Raw genomic sequence first — 23,619 nt, 5'->3', positions numbered from 1 at the left:
CCGGCTGAGGACTGGGTCTCCAATCGAAACTTGGAGCCTCAAACCATGAATATCGCCGCAAAGACTATCACCCCAACCGTCACCACCGGCCCGTTGCCGGCATCCCGGAAGATCTACATTCCCGGAGACATCCATCCCGATATCCGCGTGCCCATGCGCGAAATCAGCCTGCATCCGACGTCCGGCGAGCCGCCGGTCACGGTCTATGATTCCTCCGGCCCCTACACGATCGAGGGCGCCGATATCCGTATCGAGCAGGGTCTTGCCGAGCTGCGCCGCAGCTGGGTTCTCGCCCGCGGCGATGTCGAGGCCTATGACGGGCGCCATGTCCGTCCCGAGGATAACGGCTTTGCCAGCGGTGAGCGGCTGACGCCGGAATTTCCCACGAAACGCCAGCCGCTGCGGGCAAAGGACGGCAAGGCGGTCACGCAGCTTGCCTATGCGCGCGCCGGCATCATCACGCCGGAGATGGAATTCATCGCCATCCGCGAAAATCTCGGCCGCAAGGCACAGGCCGGTGCGCTGCCCCGCGACGGCGAGAGCTTCGGCGCCCATATTCCCGACCATGTGACGCCGGAATTCGTCCGCCAGGAAGTCGCAGCCGGCCGGGCGATCATTCCGGCCAACATCAACCACCCGGAAAGCGAGCCGATGATCATCGGCCGGAACTTCCTGGTGAAAATCAACGCCAATATCGGCAATTCCGCCGTCACCTCCTCCATGGCCGAGGAGGTCGAGAAGATGGTCTGGGCCGCCCGCTGGGGCGCCGATACCGTCATGGATCTTTCGACCGGCCGCAACATCCACAATATCCGCGAATGGATCATCCGCAACTCGCCGCTGCCGATCGGCACCGTGCCGCTCTACCAGGCGCTGGAAAAGGTCGAGGGCATCGCCGAGAACCTGACCTGGGAGGTCTATCGCGACACGCTGATCGAGCAGGCCGAACAGGGCGTGGACTATTTCACCATCCATGCCGGCGTCAGGCTGCATTACATCCCGCTGACCGTCAACCGCGTCACCGGCATCGTCTCGCGCGGCGGCTCGATCATGGCGAAGTGGTGCCTGCATCACCACAAGGAGAGCTTCCTTTACGAGCATTTCGAGGAAATCTGCGACATCTGCCGCGCCTATGACGTCTCCTTCTCGCTCGGCGACGGCCTGCGCCCCGGTTCGATCGCCGATGCCAACGACGCGGCGCAATTCGCCGAACTCGAAACGCTCGGCGAATTGACCAAGATCGCCTGGGCGAAAGACTGCCAGGTGATGATCGAAGGCCCCGGCCATGTGCCGATGCACAAGATCAAGGAGAACATGGACAAGCAGCTTGCCGTCTGCGGCGAAGCGCCCTTCTACACGCTCGGGCCGCTGACGACCGATATCGCGCCCGGCTACGATCATATCACCTCCGGCATCGGTGCCGCGATGATCGGCTGGTTCGGCACGGCCATGCTCTGCTATGTCACGCCGAAGGAGCATCTGGGTCTGCCGGACCGCAACGACGTCAAGACCGGCGTCATCACCTACAAGATCGCCGCGCATGCCGCCGATCTCGCCAAGGGGCATCCGGCAGCACAGTTGCGCGACGACGCGCTGTCGCGCGCGCGCTTCGAATTCCGCTGGGAGGACCAGTTCAACCTCTCGCTGGATCCGGAAACGGCGCGCAGCTTCCACGACGAGACCTTGCCGAAGGAGGCGCACAAGGTCGCGCATTTCTGCTCGATGTGCGGGCCGAAATTCTGCTCGATGCGGATCTCGCACGACATACGCGCCGAAGCGCAGAAGGAAGGGCTGGAGGCGATGGCGGCGAAGTACAAGGACGGCGGCGATCTCTATATGCCGGTCGACGCCGCCGGCCATGCCGCGGAATAAGCCCTGATCGTTACGAAAGAGGCCGGCGATGCCGGCCTCCGATCCATGCCGCCGGGCTTCCGCTCAGCGGCTATTTCCCCTTCGGATAGACCCAGGCATAGCCGAAGTGATAGCGGTCCGGATCGCTGCCGTAATAATAGGGCAGCGCCATGTCGCGCTGCTGCGGATTGGCAAGCGCTGGCCCATATTTCTTGGCGACCCATTCCGATAGCGAGCCCGGCATTGCCGACGCACTGCCGTTTCTCTCGTTCCAGACAAGCAATATCGGCCCGTCGCCAAGGCTCGCGGAGTCCGGATCGAACAGCGGATAGTCCATCGAGATGATGGGCGTGGACGGCATGTTGAGCCGGAGATTGCCGGCCCGGAGCCAGCTGATCGTGACCACCGCCGCCGGCTCCCTCCCCTCCTCCGCCACGACCTTTTCGACGAAGGTCCGATAGGGCGTGTTCATGTGCTCGTAGGAGCCGGATTTCGGAAAGAGCACGCCGGCGGCCATGATGATCGGCAGCGCCACCATCATGGCAATGGGCAGGTAAAGGAATGTCTTGAGCACCGGTGCGGAGCCGACCCCATGCGCCTCCAGCTTCACGCAGAAATAGAGCGGCGCCAGGAACAGGAATGGCAGCAGCCAGCGATCCCTGAACGTCGTCAATGTGACGACGACGATCATCGCCAGCAGGATGGCGAGCGTCACGAGCAGGATCGTGCCCATGAAATCGGACCACTGGCTTCTGGCACGAAAACTCTGGACGAATGACGTGCGGAAGAAGATCAGGAAGATGACGGCTGTCGGCAAAATGATGACGATGCCGGTGCCGAACAATTCCTTCAGCCCGTTGCCGATATCGGAAAGCTTGTTGCCCTGCCCCTGCTCGGCCATGGTGCGCGTCGTCTGGTCGAGGACGTCGCCCATGTGCGAGACCATCCAGAGGCCATGCGGCAGAAAGACGAGGACGGCAAGCGCCAGCGTCAGCAGGAACCGCTTGTCGAGGACGCGCTTCAGCCCATCGGGATGTCTGAGAACGGCAACGAAGGTGGCAAGGACGATCAGGGCGAAATTATATTTCGTCAGCATGCCGCCGCCCACGCATATGCCCATCAGCGCATAGGAGACGAGGCTGGGTTTTCTGAGCGTGACCACGACATAGTAGAGAAACAGGCAGATCGCCAGCAGCGTTCCCACCGTATGGGTCAGGTCGCGCTGCGCCTGCCAGAACATTTGCGGCATGGTCAGCAAGGACAGCGTGGCGATCGCCGCCATCCCCTTGTCGGCAAGCAGCAACCGCGCGAGGCGATGATAGCTGTAATAGACCAGGAAGAGCAGAAGGTTCTTCACCACCACCATCGACGCCAGCGTGGTGCCGAAGACGGCAAACACGCCATATTGCAGCCAATAATAGAGCGGCGGCTGTTCGTCGTAGCCCCAGTCGAGCCATTGGGCCACGAGAAACTGCTGTGCCTCGTCGATGCGCAGCGAGTTCGACAGGGTGATGCGGACGATGGTCTGCACGACAAAATAGGCGGCAAGCGCCCAGGGCACCCAGCGCAGATCGGACAGCAAGCCTGTCCTCAAGGAACGGTCGACGCTCTTGATGCTATCCATCATCTTCCTTTCGGCAGGAGACCCGCGTGAGTGACGCGTGCATGCGTCTCTCGCCTCTTGGCATAGCGGTATAGGGTGTTCGCCTCATGAAGGCAAAGACTATGGTGCGCGGCCAACCAGCCTCCCGCCGATGGCCGCGATTGCGCCTCTTGCGCCTGCTGGGGGAAGCGGAAGGCCGAAACAATGGGCAAGGTGATCGCCGGCGCCCGAGCAATGCCTGGGCGGCCGGCTCGCCGGACTACTGGATTGCCGCGTCGAGCTTCTTCTTCCACTCACCGCTGTCGAGTTGCTTGCGAACGAAGGCATCGACGGCCGCCTTCAGCGCCGGGTCCTTGCGCAGCAGATAGGCATTGTCGAAATGCGTGAAAGGCTCCTTGACGGCGACCGGGCAGAGCACGCCGGCATGCAGCTTGGATTGAATATCCACCTCAATGCCGTCGGTGACCATGATATCGGCCTTGCCGGCCGCGATCTCGTCGAAGATCGCCTTGTTGTCCGCAAACTCCTGGATCGGCGCCTTGGAGAAATGCTCATGGGCGAATTTGTCGTTGGTGCCGCCGGGATTGACGATCACGCGCACCGAGGGCTGATCGATCGCCTCGAGCGTCGCATATTTGTCCTTGTCGGCGCAGCGCGCGATCGGGCGCTTGCCGTCGCTCACATTGGGCACGGAAAAATCGCCGACTTCAGCGCGCGCCGGATTGACGGTAATGCCACCAAGCGCGACATCAAACTTCCCGGCCTTGAAATCGTCCAGCATGCCCTTCCATGTGGTCATGACGAATTCCGGCTTGACGTTGAGGCTCGTCGCCAGATCCTTGCCCATGGCGATGTCGGCGCCGGTCAGCGTGCCATCGGCGCCCTTGTAGCTGAAGGGCTTGTAGTCGCCCGTCGTGCCGATCCTGATCACCCCTGCCTTCTGGATATCGGCGAGCGTGCCGCCCTCGGCGAGGGCCACGCCCGCCGTCAGGTTGAGCGCCGTGACCATGGCAGCCAGAAAATACGTTCTCATTCCTTTTCCCTCTTTTTTTCCACGCGCGGACATAGTTAGGCACGCGGCATTTTATGCAAGTGCCATTTCCAGGACGTGCGGACGCCCCAGGAGATGGTTTTCGCGCAACGGCCATCGCAGCATTGTAGTAAACCGAGATATGTTCGAATAATTTTCTACACTTCCGCCATTCATTTGGTATCGAATGGAATGTTCACCTCATGCGCCTCTCAATATAATCCACAAAATAAGTAGACTATTAAACGCCATATCCAGCCAGGCCCGATCCCGAACGATCCGGCCGAAATGGACAGGCCAGCGAGCGGATGATCGCAATGGTGAAACAGGTGATCGAATATGCCGGCATTCCCGTCGGCATCGTCATACCCGACAGGGACCTCCTCAAGTTCATTGCCGTGAAATTCCATGTTCATGATCTGGATGGACAGCATTTTTCCTCGCCGGCCGAGGTGCATCGAGCCATCCACACGATGATGTCCGGCGCGCGCGCAGCCTGACGAAGGAGACGGGCCATGGGCCGACTACGCCATTTCCTCCGCCTGTCGGCGCTGCGCGACGATCTCGAAACAAGACTGCTCGTCCGGGAATATCGGTCCTTGCTGAGCGACGACCATTTCGATGACGGCACGGATATGGAGCTGCGATCGACATGCGCCGAAGTCTCCGACGAGATTTCGGCGAACCGCTATCGGCATCGCCATCGATAGGATATGTCAGGATTATTGACCCATATCCTCCATTTTCATTATTCGTTTTCGCTCACCCATAGGCTCCCTTCGTGAAGCGCTCCCTTTCCTCCTTCTCGCCCGCCGAATACCGACCCATGGCACAGACGGAATGGCCGACACTGGCATTGCTGGTGCTTTGCTACGGGTTGTGGCTGGCCGCCGGGCTCTGGCTCTATCCTCGATTGCCGGCACTGGCACTGATCGTCATGGGCATTGCCGTCGCTTTCCACTCCTCCCTCCAGCATGAGGTGCTGCATGGCCATCCCACGCGCAGCGCGCGCCTGAACGAAGCCCTGGTTTTCCTGCCGATCGGTCTTTTCTATCCCTTTCGCAGCTACAAACGCACACATCTGCAGCATCACCTCGACGAACGGCTGACCGACCCGCATGACGATCCGGAAAGCTATTACATCGCTCTTTTCGACTGGCTGCGCCTGCCGCGGCTTTTGCAGCTGCTCCTGAGGGCGAACAACACCCTGCTGGGGCGGGTGCTTCTCGGGCCGCCGCTCAATGTTGCCGGCTTCACCCGCGCCGAATGGAAGCGCATCGCGCGGGGCGACGCCAGGACGCGCGATGCCTGGGTCAAGCACGGTCTTGGCCTCGTGCCCGTCATCCTCCTCGTGCAGTTCGCCTTCGGCGTGCCGATCTGGCTCTACGCGGGCACGGCAGGATATCTGGGGCTCGCGCTGCTTGCCGTGCGTTCCTATTGCGAGCACCAATGGTCCGAGAGCCCGGAAGGGCGCACCATCATCGTCGAGCGTTCTGTTCTCGCGCCGCTGTTTCTCTACAACAACCTGCATTTCGTGCATCACAAGCTGCCTCGCATTCCATGGTATCGGCTCCCCGAGGTCTACCGGCACGAACGGGCCGACTGGATTCGCCGCAATGGCGGCTATGTCTATGGCAGCTATCTGGAGATAGCGCGCGCCCACGCGCTGCGGGCCAAGGAGCCCGTGGCCCATCCGGTTTTGCGCCGCGACGCCGTGTGGGCTGGCGACGCCGAGTTCAGACCGCGCAATCCTTTGCCAGCAACCCATGCAGAATGACGTCCACATGCGCCTCGAAAAATGCGTCCACGTCCTGCGGTATGCGATCGGCAAAGATCATCTGCATCACCGATAGCATCATCGTCGCCCCGATTGCGGCATCCGGGATCTTGATTGCCGGACCGTCGCGGAATTCGCCGGCGGCGACGGCGGCTTCGAAGAGATTCCTCGTCGCTTCCTTCATCGGCGCGATGAATTCCTCATGGTGACGATCCAGAACCTGCGGAAAGCGTGATCCTTCCGTGATGACGAAGCGCAGCAGCTCTCTCGTATTCCGGTCCAGGACGATGAGATCGTAAAGCAGGCGAAGGAACTTTCTGAGCCGCTCGGGATAGGGGCCGGTAAGGCTTCTTGCATAGGCGCTGATATCGGCGAAGGGGACGGAGATGTGACGGATCATCTCCTCGAACAGCCGTTCCTTCGTGTCGAAATAGAAATAGATCGTCCCCTTGGTGACGCCGACACGGCTCGCAATGTCCTCGACGCGAGTCGCCACATAGCCCCGCTCGACGAACTCCTCAAAGGCCGCCTCAAGGATTTCCTGAGGACGCTGCGCCTTGCGCTGCGCCCGTGGCCCCACCTGCTTCTTCGCCGGCATCGGACCTCCTCCTTCTTCTTAGGGAATTCTGATATAACAATCTCAATTGTAACAGATTATTTCATTGACTAGTCAGTCAGTCAATAATAATAGGCATGCACAACCGTAAAATCCGCGCCCGAGGGATGAATGATTAGATCGGCAGCCATCATGGGGTTGCTCACACTGACGCTGGCGATATCGTCCTGCGATCAGAGAGACACGCCCGCCGCACCGACGTCACAAAACGTCAGAACCATCGAGACAAAGATCAGCACGCCGACCGCGCAGACCACCGTCACCGGCGAAGTGAAGGCCCGCATCGAATCCGAGCTTTCGTTCCGCGTCAGCGGACGGATCATCGAGCGGACCGTCGATGTCGGCGCCAAGGTCAAGGCCGGCGACCTGCTGGCGAAGATAGATGCCGAGGAGCAGCAGGCCGATGTCGATGTCGCGACCGCGAGCCTTCAGGCGGCCGAAGCGCAGCTGACCCAGGCTCAGCTGGCAGCGACCCGCCAGGAAAGCCTCTTCAAGAACCAGGTCACGACGCGGGCCGCCTATGACACCGCGCGCGAGACGCTCCTGACCGCGCAAGGTTCGGAGGAATCCGCCAAAGCCCAGCTCGAGACCGCCAAGGACGCGCTGTCCTATACGGAATTGCGCGCCGATGCGGATGGCATCATCACCGAACGCAATGCCGAGGTCGGCCAGGTGGCGCAGGCTGCGCAATCGATCTTCACACTTGCCCATGACGGACCGCGCGACGCGGTCTTCAACGTGTTTGAATCGCTTTTCCTGCGGGAGCAGCCTGACAGCCGGGTCGAGGTATCCCTCCTTTCAGGCACGCCGAGGCAGGTCTCCGCCACGATACGGGAGATATCGCCGACCATCGATTCCGCCACCGGCACGATAAGGGTCAAGGTCGGGCTGGACGGCAACGCCAACATGCCGCTTGGAGCCGCCGTCGCCGGCACCTTCACCAAGCCTTCCGCCGAAGCCATCCTGCTTCCCTGGAGCGCCATGGCATCGGCCTCGGGCCAGCCGGCCGTATGGATCGTCGATCCCGCGACGAACGAGGTCTCGTTGCGCAAGATTCAGGTCGCGGAATATGAAACCGGGCAATTCGCCGTCAGCGGCGGCCTGAAGCCGGATGAAACCGTCGTCGTCGAAGGCGGCAAGTTCCTGCGTGCCGGCCAGCGCGTGAACCGCAGCGAGGAGGCCGCGAAATGAAATATCCCCTGATTGCGGTATCCCTGCTGCTGACGGCATCCATGCTGTCTTCCTGCGACAAGCCGGCCGAGGCCGAGCAGAAGGTCCGGCCGGTGCTGTCGACGGTCGTCAAGTCCGAACCGGTCGTCAGCCTGCAGCTGCCGGGCACGATCGAACCGCGGATCGAGACGGATCTCGGCTTCCGCGTCCTCGGGCGCGTCATCGCCCGTGAGGTCAATGTCGGCGATCTCGTCACCAAGGGCGAGGTGGTCGCCGCCATCGATCCGCTTTCGCTGGAACTCGCCGTTCGCAGCGCCCGCGCCGATCTTTCCAACAGCCAGGCACAATTGACCAATGCCTCCGCCTCGGAAGAGCGCCAGCGCGCGCTCGCCGAATCCCGCTCCGGCAGCGAGGCCGCTCTGGAAAGCGCCGAGCAGGCGCAAAAGTCGGCCGTCGCTTCCGTCGCCAAGTCGCAGGCCAATCTGGCCAAGGCGGAAGAGCAGCTCGGCTATGCGCAGCTCAAGGCGGAATTCGACGGCGTGGTCACGGCGACCTCGGCCGAAGTCGGCCAGGTCGTCTCCGCCGGCCAGACCGTCCTGACCGTTGCGCGCCCGGACGTGCGCGAAGCCGTCATCGACATTCCCGAGGCAAGCCTCGATGGGCTGAAGCCCGGCTCGCCGTTCGAGATCGCCCTGCAGCTAGACCCGACCATCCGGGTGACCGGCGTCGTCAGGGAAATCGCCCCGGAAGCCGAGGCCATCACCCGCACCCGGCGCACCAAGATCACGCTCGTCAACCCGCCGGATGCTTTCCGCCTGGGCTCGATCATTACCGCAAGCGCCGTCGTCAACGCCGAGCCGACCATCTCGCTCCCCTCGACCGCCATTCTGGAAAAGGACGGCCAACCGGGCGTCTGGGTGATCGATACCGACAAGGCGACGGTATCGCGCAAGCTCGTCACCCTCGATCATGCCTTCAACGATCCGGACCGGGTGCGAATCCTCGACGGGCTCAAGGTCGGCGATCATGTCGCGATAGCGGGCGTTCACCATCTGAGCGAAGGCCAGAAGGTCAAACTTACGCAGGAGAATCAACTTTGAAGACCTTCAACCTCTCCGACTGGGCGCTCGAACACCGTTCGATGGTCTGGTACTTCATGATCGTCTTCATTCTCGCCGGCACCTTCTCCTATCTGGGGCTGGGCCGCGAAGAGGACCCCTCCTTCACCATCAAGACCATGGTCATCCAGGCGCAATGGCCGGGAGCTTCCGCCGAGGAAGTGACCAAACAGGTGACCGACCGTATCGAGAAGAAGCTCGAGGAGCTGGAATCTCTCGACTATACCCGCAGTGAAACCGTCGCGGGACAGACGACCATCTTCGTCAACCTGCTTCCGACGACGAAGGCCAAGAATGTCGAGAGCACCTGGGTGCGCGTCCGCAACATGATCGCCGACATCAAGGGCAATTTCCCCTCGGGTGTCGTCGGCCCGTTCTTCAACGACCGCTTCGGCGACGTCTACGGCAACATCTTCGCCTTCACCAGCGACGGTCTCACCCAGAGACAGCTTCGCGATCGCGTCGAGGACGCGCGCGCCCGCATTCTGACCGTCCCGAATATCGGCAAGGTCGACATCATCGGCGCGCAGGACGAGGCGGTCTATCTGGAATTCTCGACCCGCAAGATCGCGGCGATGGGCATCGACCGATCCGCCATCATCTCGACGTTGCAGGCGCAGAATGCCGTGACGCAATCCGGCTTCGTCGAGGCCGGGCCCGAGCGCATCGCGCTCAGGGTGGGTGGGCAGTTCAGTTCGGAAGAAAGCCTGAGATCGATCAATCTCAGGGTCAACGACCGCTTCTTCCCGCTGACCGATGTCGCGACGATCAAGCGCGGCTATGTCGACCCGCCATCATCGCTCTTCCGCGTCAATGGCCAGCCGGCCATCGGCGTGGCGATCGGCATGAAGCAGGGCGCCAACCTGCTGGAATTCGGCAAGGCGCTGGAAAAGAAGGTCGACGAGATCGTCGACGACCTGCCGATCGGCGTCGAGGTTCATCGCGTCTCGGACCAGCCAGCCGTGGTCGACGAAGCCGTCTCCGGTTTCACCCGCGCCCTCTTCGAAGCGATCGCCATCGTGCTTGCCATCAGCTTCATAAGCCTCGGCCTGAGGGCGGGCCTGGTCGTTGCGATCTCCATCCCGCTCGTCCTTGCCATCACATTCGTGGTGATGGCCTATTCCGGCATCTCGCTGCAGCGCATCTCGCTCGGCGCCCTCATCATCGCGCTCGGCCTCCTGGTCGATGACGCCATGATCGCGGTCGAGATGATGGTGGCGCGCCTGGAGGTCGGCGACGACCTGCGCAAGGCGGCGACCTATGTCTATACGTCGACGGCCTTCCCGATGCTGACCGGCACACTCGTTACCGTCGCGGGTTTCATCCCGATCGGCCTCAACGACAGCGCCGCCGGCGAATTCACCTTCACCCTCTTCGTCGTGATCGCGGTGTCGCTGCTCGTCTCCTGGATCGTGGCGGTGCTGTTCACGCCGCTGTTGGGCGTGACGATCCTGCCCAAGACGATGAAGAAGCATCACGAGAAGAAGGGCTGGTTCGGCTCGCTGTTCTCGCGCGCCCTGACACTCGCGCTGCGCTTCCGCTGGGTCACCATTGCGCTGACCGTCGCCGCCTTCGGGTTTTCCCTCTTCGGCATGGGCTATGTGCAGCAGCAGTTCTTCCCGTCTTCGGACCGCCCCGAGCTGATCGTCGACTGGAATCTGCCGCATAACAGCTCCATCACCGAAACGAACCGACAGATGGCACAGTTCGAGCGGGAGATGCTGGCGAACAATCCGGGCATCGATCATTGGTCGAGCTATATCGGCCAGGGCGCGCCACGTTTCATCCTGTCCTTCGACGTACAGACGCCCGACGTGACCTTCGGCCAGACGGTCATCGTCACGAAGGGGCTGGACGTGCGTGACAAGGTGCAGGCGGAGCTTCAGGACTATCTGCGGAAGACCTTCCCGGGGACGGATGCCTTCGTGAAGCTGCTCGACATCGGCCCGCCAGTCGGCAAGCCGGTTCAATACAGGATCAGCGGCCCCGACATCCAGAAGGTCCGCAGCGTGGCGCAGGATTTCGCGGGAATCATGGGCGCCAGCCCGTCGCTGACCGGCATCATCTTCGACTGGAACGAGCCGGCGCGCGTCGTCAAGGTCGACGTCCTGCAGGACAAGGCGCGTCAGCTCGGCGTTTCCTCCGAAGACATCGCCACCGCGCTCAACGGCATCGTCGAGGGATCGACCACGACCCAGATCCGCGACGACATCTACCTGATCGATGTGATCGGGCGTGCCCAGACGGCGGAACGCGGTTCCATCGAGACGCTGCAGAACCTGCAGCTGCCGGCCTCGAACGGAAAATCGGTTCCGCTCTCGGCCGTGGCCACCTTCCGCTACGAGCTGGAGCAGCCGACCATCTGGCGCCGCGCGCGCATTCCGACCATCACGATCAAGGCCGGCGTCGTCGGCGCCATCCAGCCGGCGACCGTGGTCCAGCAGCTCGACGAGAAGGTCGAGCAGTTCAAGAAGACGCTGCCGGTCGGCTATTCGGTCGTGGTCGGCGGCGCCGTCGAGGAAAGCGCCAAGGCACAGGGACCGATCGCGGCCGTCGCCCCGATGATGATCTTCATCATGGCGACGATCCTGATGATCCAGCTGCAGAGCTTCAGCCGGCTGTTCCTGGTCTTCGCGGTCGCGCCCACCGCCCTCATCGGCGTGGTTGCCGCCCTTCTGATGAGCAACGCGCCGCTCGGCTTCGTGGCGATCCTCGGCGTGCTGGCGCTGATCGGCATCCTGATCCGAAACTCGGTCATTCTCGTCGTGCAGATCGAGCATTTGCGGGAAACGGGGGTCAGTGCCTGGCAGGCCGTGATCGAGGCGACCGAACACCGGATGCGGCCGATCATGCTGACGGCGGCAGCGGCCACGCTCGCCCTGATCCCCATCTCGCGCGAAGTGTTCTGGGGGCCGATGGCCTATGCCATGATGGGCGGCATCGTGGTGGGCACCGTACTCACGCTGCTGTTCCTGCCGGCGCTCTATGTCGCCTGGTTCCGCATACCGCGCGAAACCGCGCAGGAACCGACAACGCCGCACACACCGGCCTAAAAGAGACGACACGATCCGCGCCGCGCCCAAAAGGACGGCGCGGATCGACGCAACCCGTAATCGGCATTCCGGTCAAATTCGCGTGAAACGCTTGCTCGGCGGACAACTCTGCCGGAAAAGTATGGGTGACCATCACCAAAGCGAGCTGAAGACGATGACCCTTTCGACCGATCGCCGTTCCCTGTTCAAGCTTAGCCTCGCTGGAGCGGCGAGCCTCGCCATGCCGCAGATCATGGTTCGCGCCGCCCATGCCGATGTCGCTCAGGCCGGCACCGAGGCACCAGCCTTCCACCGCTTCAAGCTCGGAACTTTCGAGGTGACCACCATCTCCGACGGCATCCGCGTCGGCGACGGCCCCTATCCGACATTCGGCGCGAACCAGCAGCCGGAAGCGGTGAGCGAGCTCATGGCGGCGAACTTCCTGCCTGCCGACCGCTTTGCGAACGGCTTCACCCCCACGCTCATTCACACCGGCAAGGATCTCGTGCTCTTCGACACCGGCCTTGGCGAAGGTGCTCGCGGCGGCGGTCTCGGCAAGATGCGCGAGCGGCTGCAGGCCTCGGGCTATTCGCCCGACGATGTCACGGTAGTCGTCATCACCCATTTCCATCCCGACCATGTCGGCGGCCTGACGGAAGCGGGCAAGCCGAGCTTTCCGAAGGCGCGCTACGTCATGGGCAAGGTCGAGCATGATTTCTGGACCGCGCCGGAGCGTCTGTCGGGACCGACCGCACAGGTGGCGACCCTGACCAAAACCAAAGTGGCGCCGCTCGCCAAGGATGCCACCCTCATCGGCGATGGTGAGGAGGTCCTGCCCGGCATCACGGCTATGGCCGCCCATGGGCACACGCCCGGCCACATGATCTTTCATGTGGAATCGGCCGGCAAGCGGCTGGTCCTGACCGCCGACACGGCAAACCACTACGTCGCCTCCCTGCAGCGGCCGGACTGGCACGTCGCCTTCGATCTCGACAAGGAGCAGGCCGCGCAAAGTCGCGGGAAAGTATTCGACATGATCGCCGCGGACCGGGTGCCCTTCATCGGCTATCACATGCCCTATCCCTCTCTCGGCTATGTCGAAAAAATGGATGTCGGCTACCGCTATGTTCCGGCGAGCTATCAGTTCGATCTTTGAAGGTGCAGGCCCGCCAGTAACGAGCCATATCGGACGCTTGAAGGGCCGAGAGTGACAGCCACAGGGGCTTGCAGCAATACACAACCATGTAGTGAATATTTGTCTTTCTATAATATCGCATGTCGTGTATCGTCCCGCGCGACAAGATTCACACGAGGATGAATTATGAAACAGGCGATTGGAATTCTGATGGCGCTCGGCCTGTCGGCCGGCGTGGCCGAGGCGGCGTCCTGCGAGAGCAATTTCAAGGTCAGCGGCGTGCCGATGGTCACGGCCGTCAGCTATAAGACCTGGCAGGAATATCCGAAGGCGAAGGCTGCGGCGGTTCTGAAAACGCTGGCCCAGGCAGTCGCGGCGGAAGGCTTTTCCGGCATCGAGGTTAACCGGGAACTCTCCGCCATCGACGCCTATCAGGACACCAGCGGCTCCGGCCGTCTTCAGACCCTGAGAGTGGTGGCGCGCCAAAAGGGTGCCGGCGTGCGTGTCGACGCCATGTTCGATATCCAGGTCGGCCAGGTCACCTCGAACAATGTGGTGAGGACCGGCCTCTGCAATATCGTCAATTCCGTATCGCAGTAAAAAGCGACGCGATCGGAACCATCCAAGCCGGCGGCGGGATGGGATATCCGCTGCCAATGCGGCGTTGCTTATGCGACGCCCAGGCATCCCGGAGCAATTTCAGGAAAAGTGCAGCGGCCTTGCGGGAACGACATGCGCAAGATCGAAGACCTAAAGCGCGAGACGCGAATCTGAAAGATCGCGGCGCGCTTTAGTCCGCGGCGAAAGCCTTTAACCCGTCGCCTTCCAGCCGGTAGCGCACCCATTCGTCCTGGGGCGCGGCGCCGATGGCGCGATAGACCCGGATGGCCGGTTCGTTCCAGTCGAGCACGCTCCATTCGAAGCGGCCGCAACCCTTCTCGACGGCAAGCCTGGCCAGATATTTCAGCAGCGCCTTGCCTGCTCCCGAGCCACGCCTTTGCGGGGTGACATAAAGGTCTTCGAGATAGAGCCCGTTGCGGGCAAGCCAGGTGGAATAGCTGTAGAACCAGATGGCAAAACCGGCCGCCTCGCCGTCGACCTCGCAAATGACGGCATGGGCAACCGACCCGGGACCGAACAGGGATTCCTCGATGGATCGCGACGTTGCCTCGACTTCGTGCAAAGCCTTCTCATATTCGGCCAGCTCGCGAATGAAGCGCAAAATGAGCTCCGCATCGGCGCGTTCCGCCGGACGTATGCTAATCGTCATCTGGATCTCTCCGCCGCCTGATCTATCGCCGCATGCAGGGTACACGCAGGGATGCTCACGAAAATCATGCCGTTGCGGCTACGTCTATGGAGCGGCCGAGTCAAGCCGGGATGGCGTTACAAGCGGCGGCATCGCCATGTCGCCTATTTATAGGTGACGGTATTGCCGACCCTCGGCCGGTTGAAGAAATGGCGATCGAATGTATAGCCATCCGATCCGGTCACGCTTGCAAACAGCGCCGACACCGGGGTGGTCAGCTTATATTGCACCCTCGTCAGGATGATCTGGACGCCGGTTTCCTGTATGGCGGCAGGCACCGCGATCGTGCTCGTCGTACCGGCGGTAAGGGCGGTCGTATTGAACGCAGCCGACCAGTTGACGGTGGCGCTGCCACTGCTGCTGATATCGTCGACGGCGACCGTGATCGTAAGCCCGGTGGTGTCGTAAGGCTGAAGGATGAAACTGGCACCGGTCAGAAGCTTGGCGACATCGGTCTTTGTCCATGTGCCCTGCTGCGAAATCATGTCGCCGGTGGTGGAAGCGATCTCATCGATCTTGCGGCTGACGGTGAGCGCGTGGCCGAGATCGATTGTTCCGACGATCAGCAACAGCAGGATCGGCAATATCAGGGCAAACTCGACGCCCGATGTGCCGGACCGATCCCGCCCGAAACGACGGAAGCCCTTGGCGAGGCAATGGAGGCATATGTTCCGTTTCGTCATCATCTCAGAAAGGCTCGTTGCGGAACAGAGCGGAAGAACCGAGCAGATAGCGGCCATCGGATAGTTTGGCGTTCGACAGGGAGAAATAGTTGACCACGACATTCCACGGCAGGAAGGCCTGCACGAGGATATAGTCGGTGCCCTTGCCGATATTGTAGGTCTCGGTGACGGCAAGCTTGCCGCTGCTGTCGATCGGATCGGTGCCGGCAACGGTGGAGATGTCGGACAACACGTCCACCTTGACCACGAGATTGTCAGAACATCCGAAGGACAGGAGCATGTCGTTGCAGATCTTGGCCTTGAAGCTGGTCAAGGAAATCTTCGACGACGCGGCCTCGCCGGTGCGGATCATCCGCGAGATCTTCTGGACCGAGGCATCCAGTGCCGAATTGACGAAAAACATCAGCGACACTTCGATGATCGTGAAGATCAGGATGAAGAGCGGCAGGGCGAGCAGCGCGAATTCGATCGCGGCCACGCCCTTGCGATCGGCGAGCAGTCGGCCAAGGGAAGCAAATGGTCCGGCCCGCCTCATTGGGTCAACCGAACGGAGGCGAGATACTGGGTGAAGAGCGCCGACAGGCCCGCCGTGATCTCATCCGACGATGCCGCCGACATGAACAGGCTTTTCGAAGAGGCGCAGTCGGCAAGCGCATAGGGGATATAGTCCCGCCGCGTGATGCTTGTGGAAACACCGCTGTCCATGGTTCCGCCCCAAGTGCTTTTCCAGCTGGCGCTCGCCATGGTCGAGCCGACGGTTGCATTATATCCCCAGTCCGTCGTGATCGGCAGATATTCGGTATAGAGAACCGCCATGGTGGCCGACTGGTTCTTGATATAGCCGCACCAATCCGGATTGAGCGGCGCCACCTTTTTCCAGTATGGCCCGTTGCTCGGGACACCGTTCGTCCATGTCACACCGCTGGTCACCCATTCGCGCTGCGACTGAACGCCGTCCGTCAGAAGAAGGACCAATTTCAGTGGCGTCGCCGAAGAGGAGCCGTCGCCGCCGGTGCCGACTTTCGTCTTCAGTGCCGCCAGAGAGACGTCGAAATAGGTATAGGTCGTCGATGTCGCGCTGGTGAGACCGGCGGTGGGATCTTGCAGGCGCGTTTTCGCAGTGGTGGTATCCAGGGTCGGCGCCAAAACCTCGGTAATCGTATCGCCCAGACTATACAGGCCGACCTTGATCCGCTGATGCGTTTCGTCGGCTTCATTGATCAGACCGATCACTTGCAGAACGGCATCGACGGCAACGTCGGCACGCAGCTTGATGCCTTTTTCGGAACTATATTGATAGTTGTTGGTATAGGTGGTCTTGCCGATCTTGTGCGTATCACCCGTATGACAGGCGAACTGGCATCCAATGCCATTATACATCGCCTGCTGACCCGCCGTCGTTGCCGCCAGCAGCATCGAGGGCGATCTGTCGATGACGATATAGACGTTGAGATAGGAGGTGGACGGTCCCTTGACCGCGCTGCCGACGCTGATCGGAACCGTATCGATATTGGCAAGTTTCATCAAGGTCGTCGGGACCGTGCCGCTCGCCGTTGCCGTAATGCGATGACTGGTGGTGTCGATCTCGACATCGCCGAGCGTATAGCTGCTCTCCACCTGCGCGTGGAACCAGTCGGAGACCTTCTGCTTGAGGGCAGTCGCATCGTCGTTGTCGATTTCCTTGACCGCGGCGATCAGGGCCGCATCGAGATCGCTCTGCATGCTCTGCTTGGCATTGTAGGCGCGGATATAGTCGAAACTCGCGCCGACGGCGAGGATCATCGGAACCAGGGTGAGGGCGACCACGATCGCGACATTGCCTTGCCTATCCTTCAGCGAGGAACGGAAGGCTGCGAGAAATAGCTTGGCTAAACCTGAAAAACCCAATCGCAAGAAACACCGTCACGTAAATAAAAAATAGTGACGCTTATCACGGGCAGGAAAAGGTTAATTCCTCATGTAGTTCCGCATCCCGCCTCGAAAACTGTACTATAGTATCCTCGTTTTATGCGCAAATCGTACATAATTTCGCATTTTGTATCTTAGTATATCTATATATTATTTCATGAAAATTATGTTTCATGACATGAATAAAGAGCATCAAACAACAAGGCGCGGCAAATCCGTATCCTCCGCTCCGCTTCAAAACCAGAGAGCCTCATAAGACGGCAAAACGCCTCCGCCGGAATGACCCGGCGGAGGCGTTCTCGTGTCAGTGCGCTCGAGCGCCCGGTACGGCAGATCGCCCGCAAGCGTTGCGTCTATCAGTTCAGAGCCGGGCAGCCGCGCCGATTGGCGAAGACCATGCGATCCGGGCCGCCGTCGTTCCAGCCGCGAACGACGATGCGTCGGCCGTTCGACTGCACCGAATCGATGCGGCGGAAGCCTTCGGCGCGCGCGGCTTCCATCAGATCACGCCGGCTGCAACCACGATCCCGGTCCCGATCCCAGTCGCGCGGCGGCGGGCGGTCCCAATCCCGGTCCTGACGGCGGTCCCAGCGCGGCGGACCCGGATCGTCGTAATATTGCGCCATGGCGGCGGTCGGTATCAGTTGCGTCGCGGCAAGGCCGATCAACGCAATGTAGGAAACTCGTGCAAAACGTCCAAACATTCCCTCGCTCCTTCTGTCATGTCGATAGCGTGAACGGACGATACGGCGCCTTTTATGAACGCGACCCGAACGAACCGTTCATCCATTCCCTTATCGACGAGAACATTCCATCCCACCCGATCATACTAGCAGATAGCAGGGAATTGTGGCGGCCTTTGTGTAAGGCAACCCTTAAAAACCTTTTTCACACAACCGATTGGCCCTTCGGCGCGATCGCTCAGCTTGAAAAAGCATCCTTCATGGCATTCAGAATGATGACCGCCGAAGCGGCACCGGGATCGATATGCCCGAGCGAACGCTCGCCGAGTCTTGCCGCCCGCCCCCGCGCCGCAACCATCGACCGCGTCGAATCGGCCCCGGCCTCGGCCGCATCGAGAATACCGGTCCACATGTCCCGGGCGCCGAGCGATTTCGAGCGCGCATCGACGGCGGCCTCGGCGGCCGGAATCCATGCATCCAGCATGGTCTTGTCGCCGCGCTGACCCTTGCCGCGCTCCTTGATGCCGAGCGTGATCGCCTCGACGATCGCGGCCTGGCCCGCTGGCGAAAGCTCCTCATTCTGCCGGAGGGCCTGCGCCGCCCTGCGAAAGCCCGTCGCGTACAGAGGACCGGTCGATGCGCCCACGGCATCCAGGAAGGCGGAGGCCGCAACCGTCAGGACTTCGGATGGCAGCGCATGATCGAGATCGAGCCTTGCAAGGCCGCTGTTGACGGCCGCAAAGCCCAACGACATGGTAATTCCATGATCGGCATCGCCGATTGCGCCGTCGAGATCCGAAAGACGGTCCTTCTCCGCATTGATGGCGATGGAAATCAGCTGGAACATGCGGCTCAGCCGACGGGCTCCATTTTCCGACATGTGTGTTCCTCCCAAAAGCACGCTCACACGGTTCATCCGCTGTCTGGTTCTCGTTTTCGAGCTCATCCCACCCTGAGAAATGCCGTATCGCAGGGGTGGTGAAGCAATTCCGTCAGTTCCTGATCGAGATGCAGGATGGAAATCGATGCGCCGACCATGTCCAGGGAGGTGCAATAATGCCCGACCCAGTTCGCCTCGATCTGGATTTCCTTGGCGGCCAGGCGCTGCCGGACCCGCCGGAACAGGATATAAAGCTCCATCAGCGGCGTGGCGCCGAAGGAATTGATCAGCACCGCGACGCGATCGCCGGCCGCAGCCTTCATCTCCGCGAAGATACGGTCCATGACCCGGTCGGTGATCTCGTCGGCGCTCATCATCTTGTCACGAACAACGCCACGCTCGCCATGAATGCCCATGCCGATCTCGATATCGTCCGGACCGATCTCGAAATTGTGCCGCCGGGTCTGCGGCAATGAACAGGGCTCGAGCGCGACACCCATGGTGAAAGTCCGCGCATTCGCCTTGCGGGTCACGGCCTCGCAATCGGCAAGACCGAGACCGCGGTCGCAGGCCGCGCCGGCGATCTTGAAGACGAAGAAATTGCCGGCGACGCCGCGCCGTCCCTCGCGATCCTCGACCGGCGAGGAGGCGATATCGTCCGTCGTCAGCACCGTGCGGACCCTGATCTCTTCGTCCTCCGCCATTTCAGCGGCCATTTCGAAATTCATCACGTCTCCGGCATAGTTTCCATAGACGAAGAGAACGCCCTGCCCGCCGGAAGCGGCGCGGGCACATTCCAGGATGGGTCCTGGAGGAGGCGACGAGAAAATATTGCCGACCGCGACGGCGTCGGCGAGCCCCTTGCCGACATAACCGAGAAAACAGGGTTCGTGCCCGGTGCCGCCACCGATGACGAGGCCGACCTTGCCGGCGCGGGGTCCGGTTCTGGCGACCAGCGCACGGTTGGACCCCTTGATCGGGACGATATGCGACTGATGCGCCGAGATGACGCCATCCAGCATCTCCTCGACGACATTGTCGGGATCGTTGAGGAATTTCTTGATGTGCGTTCGGAAATGGCCGGGCGGATGATTGGCATTTTCGGCCCGCGCGCGCTGGCCGTGCTTCTGGCCGAATTCCGTGACGCCGTCGGCATTCAGAATGCCCTGCCCGGTGGCGGCATCGGTAATCAGGACATTGACATAGCCGCCTCTGAGCGCTGCGAGGATCGCGGGCACCTTGTCGAAGCCGCCGGCGACCGCGATGCGCATGTCGATATCCTTCAGCATATCCAGCGATATGCCGATCGTCCGCTCATCGAGCGGCCCGGCGACGGCCTGGCCCTGCGCGTCGATGAAACGGCCGGCGACGACGCCCACCGCATTCTTCGCCAGATAGTCCTGAATGGAAACGGATTCGAAGAAGCCGCTGGTATGGATGGTGGAGTTGGGGCGCAGCGACGAGATGCCGAACAGCGCCTTGTTGGCACGGGACAGTGCCGCGAACTGTTCCTCGATCAGCGGCTCTTCCAGCAGGGCCGAGCGCACGCCGGCATTGGAAACGATGGCCGGGGCGGAGATGTTGATGAGCTTGGCGTTGACGGCATTGGCAAGCGCCGATGCGCAAAGTTCCGGCGTGTAGGCAAAGCTTGCCCGCGTGCCTCCCGTTGCCTGCACGATGGTCACGTCCTGCAGATTGGGGACGGAGGTATTGCCGGCAATCGCCAGTACGGTGCGTCCCCAGGCAACGGCCAGCGTATCGCCCGACTTCAAGAGCTTCGCCGTGGCCTGCGCGCCGGCCGCGCCAAGCCGGTCGATCAGGGGACGCGATCCATCGTCGCTCGGAACCACGAGACAGTCGGCAAGACCGAAATGCCGCTTCAGTTCCTGCGCGATCGAAAGCGAACTCAAGCGCGCGGGCTCAAGCGAGATATTGACGATGCCGCGGCTGCGCGCATCGGCGAGATAGCTGTTCACCGTCGCCCGCGATATCCCCATGATATCGGCGATGTCGCCCTGCGTGCGACCCTCCTCATAATAGAGCCAGCAGGCCCACACATAGGGATCGTCGCCAAAACGCAGCGGCATCGAATCGGCAATCTCGATCGTGCCGACCTTGCTGGCCTGGGCTTTTCCAGTCTGAGAAATCTTGCTTGTCGTCAATTCCTGCGCACCCTCGGTTTCGACCTCGGAAGATGCAAGCAACGCCGCGCCTTTGCAATGTTCTCCTCGGACAAAGACAGGCGGCGCGCGGCCGGCCGTGACACGATCCGGCCGCGCTGTCTCGGGAGATTGCCTTGCGTCTCGCCCTCAAGCGCTATTGAAGCCGGCTCAGGGCGCCGAGCGAGAGTTCCTTCAAAATGATGGCGCATGAGGTCGCTCCCGCATCCAGCACACCGAGCGAACGCTCGCCCAGGCGGCTGGCACGCCCGATCTTTGCCACGAGATTGACTGTCGAATCACGGCCCTTCTCGGCTGCGGCGACCAGCGCGTTCAATGCCTCCGCGAAGGACTGACCGGAAGCGGTCGCAGCATCGAAGGCCTCCACCGCCGGAACCAGGGTGTCCAGAAGGGTCTTGTCGCCCACCTTGGCGGAACCGATCGACTGGATGCCTTCGAGGCCGGCATGCAGCATGCGGCTGAAGGCGGCGGCGTCGATCTGATCGATGCCTTCGAGCTTCTCGGCGAATTCGGTGAACATGACGCCATAGAGCGGCCCCATCGACCCGCCGATCTCCGTCATCAGCAGGGTTCCGAGCGTCTCCAGCGACGCGGCAAGCGACAAGTCCTTGCCCTTCAGCCGCTCGGCCGCCATGCCGAAACCCTTGGCCATGTTGACGCCGTGGTCGCCGTCGCCGATCTTGCCGTCGATCTCGCTCAGATAGGCGCGGTTTTCGATGATCCGGTCGGCCATATCAAGCACGATGCCGCCGGCGGCCTTGTTGTCGAATGTCTGCATTGTCAGCCCCCTATAGCAGCGCCGTGCAGCGCGTTTCGACGTCCAGCAGCTCTTTCAGCTCGTCATCGAGCGCCATGACCGTCAGCGTCGCGCCGACCATTTCCAGCGATGTGAAATAATTGCCCACATAGGTCCTGTGGATCGTCAAGCCACGACGGGTGATCTCGGTCTCGATCGTATCGTTGAGGATATAGAGTTCGTTGAGCGGCGTGGCGCCGAGGCCGGAGACCAGCACGGCGACGTCAGTGCCGGCCGGCAGGCCATGGTCGTCGAGGACGATCTGGCACATGTCCCTGGCAACCTCCTCGGCCGATTTCAACGGCTCGACGCGCACGCCCGGCTCGCCGTGATGGCCGATGCCGACCTCCATCGTCCCCGCTTCGATCGTGAAATTCGGGTGACCGACGGCCGGCAGCGTGCAGGGGCCGAGGCCGACGCCGATCGAGCGGCAATTGTCGATCGCCCTTTGCGCCGTGAGCCGGACCTCCTCCAGCGTCGCGCCGGTCGCCGCCTTTGCCCCGCCGATCTTCCACATGAAGATCTCGCCGGCGACGCCGCGGCGCTTTTCGCGCTCCTGCGGCGGCGCCGAGCAGACATCGTCGTTGGCGACGACCGTCGCCACCTCGATGCCGTCCTTGGCGGCGAGCTTGATCGCCATCTTCACATTCATGTTGTCGCCGGCATAGTTGCCGTAAAGGCAGATCACCCCCTTGCCGCCATTGGCCTCGCGGATGGCGTCATGGAAGCTCTTGGCCGTCGGAGACGAAAAGAGTTCGCCGACCGCGACCGCGTCGAGCATGTTCCTGCCGGTATAGCCGATGAAGGCCGGCTCATGGCCGGAGCCGCCGCCCGTCACCACGCCGACCTTGCCGGCCTGGGGCGCATCCTTCGCGGCGATGACGCGCGGATTGTCCGCCAGGCGGACGATATCGGCATGTGCCTTGACGAAACCCTTGACGGTGTCGTCGACCACGAAGTCGGGATTGTTGATGAACCGCTGCATGATATCTCCTATGCGATGTCCGAGCGCCGGGCTCAGAGAATGGTATAGCCGCCATCGACCAGCAGGTCGGCGCCGTTGATCATGTCGGCACCAGCCGACGCGAGGAACACGGCGGCGGCGGCGATCTCTTCCGGAAAGGCGAAACGGCCGGCCGGAATGCGCTTCCTGGCAGCCTCGCCCTTTTCTCCGGCCCAGGCCTTCTTGCCGAGTTCGGTCAGAACGATGGTCGGCGAGATCGTATTGACGCGGATGCCGTATTTGCCCCATTCGGCCGCGAAGGTCTTGGACATGCCGATGACGCCGAATTTCGAAGCGCAATAGGCGACATGCTCCTCGATGGCGACGGTTCCGGCCTGGGAGGCGAGATTGACGATCTTGCCGCCCTTGCCGGCGGCGATCATCGCCTTGCCGACGGCCTGGGTGACGAGGAAGCTGCCCTTGAGATTGATGTCGATCGTCTTGTCCCAGTGATCGAGCGAAAGCGCCTCGGCCGGAGCGAGGAACACCACGCCGGCGCTGTTGACCGCGATATCGATGCCGCCGAAGGCGGCAAGGACGGCGGCGACGGCGGCATCGACCGATTGCGGGTTGGAGACGTCGCAGACGAAGGGCCTGGCATTGGCGCCGAGCTCGGCTGCCTTGGCGGCGGCGACATCCGCGTTGATGTCGAGAACGGCAACCTTGGCGCCCTTGGCGACGAAGGCGGCGGAGATGGCGGCGCCGATGCCGGAGGCCCCTCCGGTCACGAGGGCGACCTTGCCGGTCAGCGGGAAGGTCAAGTCAATGTCTGGAGCTTTGTCGGTCATGTTGCACAAGCCTCGATTGGGCCTCGATTGGGGCGATGGGCGGGGCGACGATGCCGC

22 protein-coding genes are annotated in these 23,619 nt (G+C 61.8%); 9 read left to right on the top strand and 13 right to left on the bottom strand.

The features are described 5' to 3' along the window. The first annotated feature begins 45 nt into the window (after window positions 1-45). On the top strand, window positions 46-1,872 hold the full coding sequence (thiC, locus tag FHX11_RS16460; protein WP_184358703.1) for a phosphomethylpyrimidine synthase ThiC: 1,827 nt from the start codon (window positions 46-48) through the stop codon (window positions 1,870-1,872). A 70-nt stretch (window positions 1,873-1,942) separates the two neighbouring features. On the opposite strand, the gene FHX11_RS16455 is transcribed toward thiC, so the two are convergent. Continuing rightward, entirely contained in the window at window positions 1,943-3,478 is a 1,536-nt protein-coding gene (locus tag FHX11_RS16455) for a glycosyltransferase family 39 protein (protein WP_246781030.1), read from the bottom strand. Between the two features lie 235 nt (window positions 3,479-3,713). After that, window positions 3,714-4,487, bottom strand: coding sequence for a transporter substrate-binding domain-containing protein (locus FHX11_RS16450; protein ID WP_184358702.1), 774 nt, complete (start codon window positions 4,485-4,487; stop codon window positions 3,714-3,716). A gap of 314 nt (window positions 4,488-4,801) precedes the next feature. Here FHX11_RS16450 and FHX11_RS16445 point away from each other — a divergent pair, with 314 nt between their 5' ends. The 3 genes from FHX11_RS16445 (at window position 4,802) to FHX11_RS16435 (ending at window position 6,261) form a co-directional block, all read left to right on the top strand. After that, complete coding sequence (locus FHX11_RS16445) at window positions 4,802-4,984, top strand: hypothetical protein (RefSeq protein ID WP_184358701.1); 183 nt, start codon at window positions 4,802-4,804, stop codon at window positions 4,982-4,984. Between the two features lie 15 nt (window positions 4,985-4,999). Beyond that, window positions 5,000-5,194, top strand: coding sequence for a hypothetical protein (locus FHX11_RS16440; protein ID WP_184358700.1), 195 nt, complete (start codon window positions 5,000-5,002; stop codon window positions 5,192-5,194). 116 nt (window positions 5,195-5,310) lie between these two features. Then, the gene (locus FHX11_RS16435) at window positions 5,311-6,261 is read left to right on the top strand and encodes a fatty acid desaturase (RefSeq protein WP_184358779.1); all 951 of its coding nucleotides are present in this window, start codon (window positions 5,311-5,313) and stop codon (window positions 6,259-6,261) included. Here FHX11_RS16435 and FHX11_RS16430 read toward each other — a convergent pair. Continuing rightward, window positions 6,221-6,859 (bottom strand): TetR/AcrR family transcriptional regulator, encoded by a 639-nt coding sequence (locus tag FHX11_RS16430; protein ID WP_184358699.1) that lies wholly within the window; start codon window positions 6,857-6,859, stop codon window positions 6,221-6,223. The genes FHX11_RS16435 and FHX11_RS16430 overlap by 41 nt on opposite strands. A gap of 129 nt (window positions 6,860-6,988) precedes the next feature. Between FHX11_RS16430 and FHX11_RS16425 the strand changes: the two genes are divergently transcribed. From FHX11_RS16425 to FHX11_RS16405, 5 genes are all read left to right on the top strand, one after another. Next, complete coding sequence (locus tag FHX11_RS16425) at window positions 6,989-8,068, top strand: efflux RND transporter periplasmic adaptor subunit (RefSeq protein WP_184358698.1); 1,080 nt, start codon at window positions 6,989-6,991, stop codon at window positions 8,066-8,068. Next, on the top strand, window positions 8,065-9,147 hold the full coding sequence (locus FHX11_RS16420) for an efflux RND transporter periplasmic adaptor subunit (protein WP_184358697.1): 1,083 nt from the start codon (window positions 8,065-8,067) through the stop codon (window positions 9,145-9,147). The genes FHX11_RS16425 and FHX11_RS16420 overlap by 4 nt, the downstream gene beginning before the upstream one ends. Continuing rightward, entirely contained in the window at window positions 9,144-12,218 is a 3,075-nt protein-coding gene (locus FHX11_RS16415) for an efflux RND transporter permease subunit (RefSeq protein ID WP_184358696.1), read from the top strand. Before FHX11_RS16420 ends, FHX11_RS16415 begins: the two co-directional genes overlap by 4 nt. Window positions 12,219-12,339: 121 nt before the next feature. Continuing rightward, on the top strand, window positions 12,340-13,353 hold the full coding sequence (locus tag FHX11_RS16410; protein WP_246781029.1) for an MBL fold metallo-hydrolase: 1,014 nt from the start codon (window positions 12,340-12,342) through the stop codon (window positions 13,351-13,353). A 165-nt stretch (window positions 13,354-13,518) separates the two neighbouring features. Next, window positions 13,519-13,932, top strand: coding sequence for a hypothetical protein (locus tag FHX11_RS16405; RefSeq protein ID WP_184358695.1), 414 nt, complete (start codon window positions 13,519-13,521; stop codon window positions 13,930-13,932). Window positions 13,933-14,122: 190 nt separating this feature from the next. Here FHX11_RS16405 and FHX11_RS16400 read toward each other — a convergent pair whose 3' ends face one another. The 10 genes from FHX11_RS16400 to FHX11_RS16355 all read right to left on the bottom strand — a co-directional run bounded on the left by FHX11_RS16400 (window position 14,123) and on the right by FHX11_RS16355 (window position 23,562). Then, complete coding sequence (locus tag FHX11_RS16400) at window positions 14,123-14,602, bottom strand: GNAT family N-acetyltransferase (RefSeq protein WP_184358694.1); 480 nt, start codon at window positions 14,600-14,602, stop codon at window positions 14,123-14,125. 143 nt (window positions 14,603-14,745) lie between these two features. Beyond that, on the bottom strand, window positions 14,746-15,327 hold the full coding sequence (locus tag FHX11_RS16395; protein WP_184358693.1) for a TadE/TadG family type IV pilus assembly protein: 582 nt from the start codon (window positions 15,325-15,327) through the stop codon (window positions 14,746-14,748). Between the two features lies 1 nt (window position 15,328). Continuing rightward, window positions 15,329-15,859 (bottom strand): TadE/TadG family type IV pilus assembly protein, encoded by a 531-nt coding sequence (locus FHX11_RS16390; RefSeq protein WP_184358692.1) that lies wholly within the window; start codon window positions 15,857-15,859, stop codon window positions 15,329-15,331. Next, window positions 15,856-17,217 (bottom strand): TadE/TadG family type IV pilus assembly protein, encoded by a 1,362-nt coding sequence (locus FHX11_RS16385; protein WP_184358691.1) that lies wholly within the window; start codon window positions 17,215-17,217, stop codon window positions 15,856-15,858. Before FHX11_RS16385 ends, FHX11_RS16390 begins: the two co-directional genes overlap by 4 nt. 371 nt (window positions 17,218-17,588) lie before the next feature. Then, the gene (locus FHX11_RS16380; protein WP_184358690.1) at window positions 17,589-17,936 is read right to left on the bottom strand and encodes a hypothetical protein; all 348 of its coding nucleotides are present in this window, start codon (window positions 17,934-17,936) and stop codon (window positions 17,589-17,591) included. Between the two features lie 217 nt (window positions 17,937-18,153). Then, the gene (gene dhaL / locus FHX11_RS16375) at window positions 18,154-18,795 is read right to left on the bottom strand and encodes a dihydroxyacetone kinase subunit DhaL (protein ID WP_184358689.1); all 642 of its coding nucleotides are present in this window, start codon (window positions 18,793-18,795) and stop codon (window positions 18,154-18,156) included. A gap of 62 nt (window positions 18,796-18,857) precedes the next feature. Beyond that, window positions 18,858-20,882, bottom strand: coding sequence for a bifunctional sugar-binding transcriptional regulator/dihydroxyacetone kinase subunit DhaK (locus FHX11_RS16370; protein WP_184358777.1), 2,025 nt, complete (start codon window positions 20,880-20,882; stop codon window positions 18,858-18,860). Window positions 20,883-21,111: 229 nt separating this feature from the next. After that, a complete protein-coding gene (gene dhaL, locus FHX11_RS16365; RefSeq protein WP_184358688.1) occupies window positions 21,112-21,753 on the bottom strand; it encodes a dihydroxyacetone kinase subunit DhaL in 642 nt (213 codons plus the stop codon). A gap of 10 nt (window positions 21,754-21,763) precedes the next feature. Continuing rightward, a complete protein-coding gene (locus tag FHX11_RS16360) occupies window positions 21,764-22,756 on the bottom strand; it encodes a dihydroxyacetone kinase subunit DhaK (protein WP_184358687.1) in 993 nt (330 codons plus the stop codon). Window positions 22,757-22,788: 32 nt separating this feature from the next. Further along, window positions 22,789-23,562, bottom strand: a complete 774-nt coding sequence (locus FHX11_RS16355) for an SDR family oxidoreductase (RefSeq protein ID WP_184358686.1) — start codon at window positions 23,560-23,562, stop codon at window positions 22,789-22,791. Window positions 23,563-23,619: the final 57 nt, after the last annotated feature.

Origin of the sequence: Rhizobium sp. BK602 (assembly GCF_014195095.1) — a bacterium.
Classification (GTDB): Bacteria; Pseudomonadota; Alphaproteobacteria; order Rhizobiales; family Rhizobiaceae; genus Rhizobium.
The sequence above is the reverse complement of the archived record's forward strand: the minus strand, read 5'-3'. Positions and strand labels throughout refer to the sequence as shown.

Bases quoted from the DNA above. Each gene is read 5' to 3' on its own strand.
- FHX11_RS16370 (WP_184358777.1), bottom strand. From the start codon at position 20,882: ATGCCGCTGCGTTTTGGCGACGATCCCTATGTGTGGGCCTGCTGGCTC.
- FHX11_RS16430 (WP_184358699.1), bottom strand. From the start codon at position 6,859: ATGCCGGCGAAGAAGCAGGTGGGGCCACGGGCGCAGCGCAAGGCGCAG.
- FHX11_RS16450 (WP_184358702.1), bottom strand. From the start codon at position 4,487: ATGAGAACGTATTTTCTGGCTGCCATGGTCACGGCGCTCAACCTGACG.
- FHX11_RS16405 (WP_184358695.1), top strand. From the start codon at position 13,519: ATGAAACAGGCGATTGGAATTCTGATGGCGCTCGGCCTGTCGGCCGGC.
- dhaL (WP_184358689.1), bottom strand. From the start codon at position 18,795: ATGTCGGAAAATGGAGCCCGTCGGCTGAGCCGCATGTTCCAGCTGATT.
- FHX11_RS16395 (WP_184358693.1), bottom strand. From the start codon at position 15,327: ATGATGACGAAACGGAACATATGCCTCCATTGCCTCGCCAAGGGCTTC.
- FHX11_RS16355 (WP_184358686.1), bottom strand. From the start codon at position 23,562: ATGACCGACAAAGCTCCAGACATTGACTTGACCTTCCCGCTGACCGGC.
- FHX11_RS16380 (WP_184358690.1), bottom strand. From the start codon at position 17,936: ATGTTTGGACGTTTTGCACGAGTTTCCTACATTGCGTTGATCGGCCTT.
- FHX11_RS16360 (WP_184358687.1), bottom strand. From the start codon at position 22,756: ATGCAGCGGTTCATCAACAATCCCGACTTCGTGGTCGACGACACCGTC.
- FHX11_RS16440 (WP_184358700.1), top strand. From the start codon at position 5,000: ATGGGCCGACTACGCCATTTCCTCCGCCTGTCGGCGCTGCGCGACGAT.
- FHX11_RS16435 (WP_184358779.1), top strand. From the start codon at position 5,311: ATGGCACAGACGGAATGGCCGACACTGGCATTGCTGGTGCTTTGCTAC.
- FHX11_RS16420 (WP_184358697.1), top strand. From the start codon at position 8,065: ATGAAATATCCCCTGATTGCGGTATCCCTGCTGCTGACGGCATCCATG.
- dhaL (WP_184358688.1), bottom strand. From the start codon at position 21,753: ATGCAGACATTCGACAACAAGGCCGCCGGCGGCATCGTGCTTGATATG.
- FHX11_RS16410 (WP_246781029.1), top strand. From the start codon at position 12,340: ATGGGTGACCATCACCAAAGCGAGCTGAAGACGATGACCCTTTCGACC.
- FHX11_RS16425 (WP_184358698.1), top strand. From the start codon at position 6,989: ATGATTAGATCGGCAGCCATCATGGGGTTGCTCACACTGACGCTGGCG.
- FHX11_RS16390 (WP_184358692.1), bottom strand. From the start codon at position 15,859: ATGAGGCGGGCCGGACCATTTGCTTCCCTTGGCCGACTGCTCGCCGAT.
- FHX11_RS16445 (WP_184358701.1), top strand. From the start codon at position 4,802: ATGGTGAAACAGGTGATCGAATATGCCGGCATTCCCGTCGGCATCGTC.
- thiC (WP_184358703.1), top strand. From the start codon at position 46: ATGAATATCGCCGCAAAGACTATCACCCCAACCGTCACCACCGGCCCG.
- FHX11_RS16455 (WP_246781030.1), bottom strand. From the start codon at position 3,478: ATGATGGATAGCATCAAGAGCGTCGACCGTTCCTTGAGGACAGGCTTG.
- FHX11_RS16400 (WP_184358694.1), bottom strand. From the start codon at position 14,602: ATGACGATTAGCATACGTCCGGCGGAACGCGCCGATGCGGAGCTCATT.